The sequence below is a fragment of the Bacillus sp. ChL18 genome (assembly GCF_026241425.1).
In the GTDB taxonomy this organism is placed as follows: domain Bacteria; phylum Bacillota; class Bacilli; order Bacillales; family Bacillaceae; genus Bacillus; species Bacillus velezensis.
This window is the reverse complement of sequence record NZ_JAPHWE010000015.1, coordinates 1-1,162: the sequence shown is the minus strand read 5'-3', so window position 1 is coordinate 1,162 and position 1,162 is coordinate 1. Positions and strand designations below refer to the sequence as shown.

Below are 1,162 nucleotides of genomic sequence, written 5' to 3'. Positions count from 1 at the left end.
AAAGATCATTACCGCTTGTTGAAGCAGCTTTATTATCTTACCACTCAGCTTCTTTTATGTCAACAACTTTTTTCAAGTTGTTTCCGAAGCTTTTCGTTGTTGTCTGCTGTTCATCAGCGACGTTTAATAATATACCACGGTATCTCTCTATAAATCAAGCATTTTTTTTAAAAAAAAGAGAGAAAAAGAAAACCAGTATATTATCTTTAAAGTTTGAGAATGGTCGGGAAGACAGGATTCGAACCTGCGACCCCATGGTCCCAAACCATGTGCTCTACCAAGCTGAGCTACTTCCCGATTTTTAAAAATATTATGGCGCGCCCGAGAGGAGTCGAACCCCTAACCTTTTGATCCGTAGTCAAACGCTCTATCCAATTGAGCTACGGGCGCAATTAATATCACAATATCCCGTTGGGATAAAATGGAGCGGAAGACGGGATTCGAACCCGCGACCCCCACCTTGGCAAGGTGATGTTCTACCACTGAACTACTTCCGCAAGTAAAAATGTAAAGCATGGCCAGAATACAGCCTCAGATAGCGGTAAACTGTATTATTATTTATTCAGTAAAAATCCAAACGGTATAACCCGCAGATCAATCTAAACATACTGCTCATTATGACAAAAGTAATTATATCAAGGTTTTGGTAAAAGTCAATACCGTTTAACAATTAATTATGTTAATCTCTTTGAATCATTGAAGCAAGGCTAGCTTCATCAGAAAGCGTGCTTTAAACACCTATACCTTAACTGCTGCAATCAGTAACAGTTTTTACTGATCCAAATAAAAAAATAACAGTTCCATAACATGCGGAAACTGCCTCAGATCAACGTATTTTAGATAAGCTTCCAAGCGGGCTCGAACCGCTGACCTCTTCCTTACCATGGAAGTGCTCTACCTGCTGAGCTATGGAAGCAATGGCTCCGCAGGTAGGACTCGAACCTACGACCGATCGGTTAACAGCCGATAGCTCTACCACTGAGCTACTGCGGAATATTATAAGCTTCATAAACAAAAACATGGTAGATAAAATAAAAAAGCTTGGCGGCGTCCTACTCTCACAGGGGGAAACCCCCGACTACCATCGGCGCTGAAGAGCTTAACTTCCGTGTTCGGCATGGGAACGGGTGTGACCTCTTCGCTATCGCCACCAAACCATTGA

Annotated in this window: 5 tRNA genes and 1 rRNA gene; all 6 read right to left on the bottom strand. The window is 41.9% G+C overall.

Features of this window, described 5'->3' with window-relative positions:
* Nucleotides 1-220: 220 nt before the first annotated feature.
* Nucleotides 221-297, bottom strand: a tRNA-Pro gene (locus tag OQ477_RS20760).
* A 16-nt stretch (nt 298-313) separates the two neighbouring features.
* Nucleotides 314-390, bottom strand: a tRNA-Arg gene (locus OQ477_RS20755).
* A gap of 32 nt (nt 391-422) precedes the next feature.
* A tRNA-Gly gene (locus OQ477_RS20750) sits at nt 423-497 on the bottom strand.
* Between the two features lie 346 nt (nt 498-843).
* A tRNA-Thr gene (locus tag OQ477_RS20745) sits at nt 844-916 on the bottom strand.
* 2 nt (nt 917-918) lie between these two features.
* Nucleotides 919-993, bottom strand: a tRNA-Asn gene (locus OQ477_RS20740).
* Nucleotides 994-1,039: 46 nt separating this feature from the next.
* Nucleotides 1,040-1,155 (bottom strand): 5S ribosomal RNA (gene rrf, locus OQ477_RS20735).
* Nucleotides 1,156-1,162: the final 7 nt, after the last annotated feature.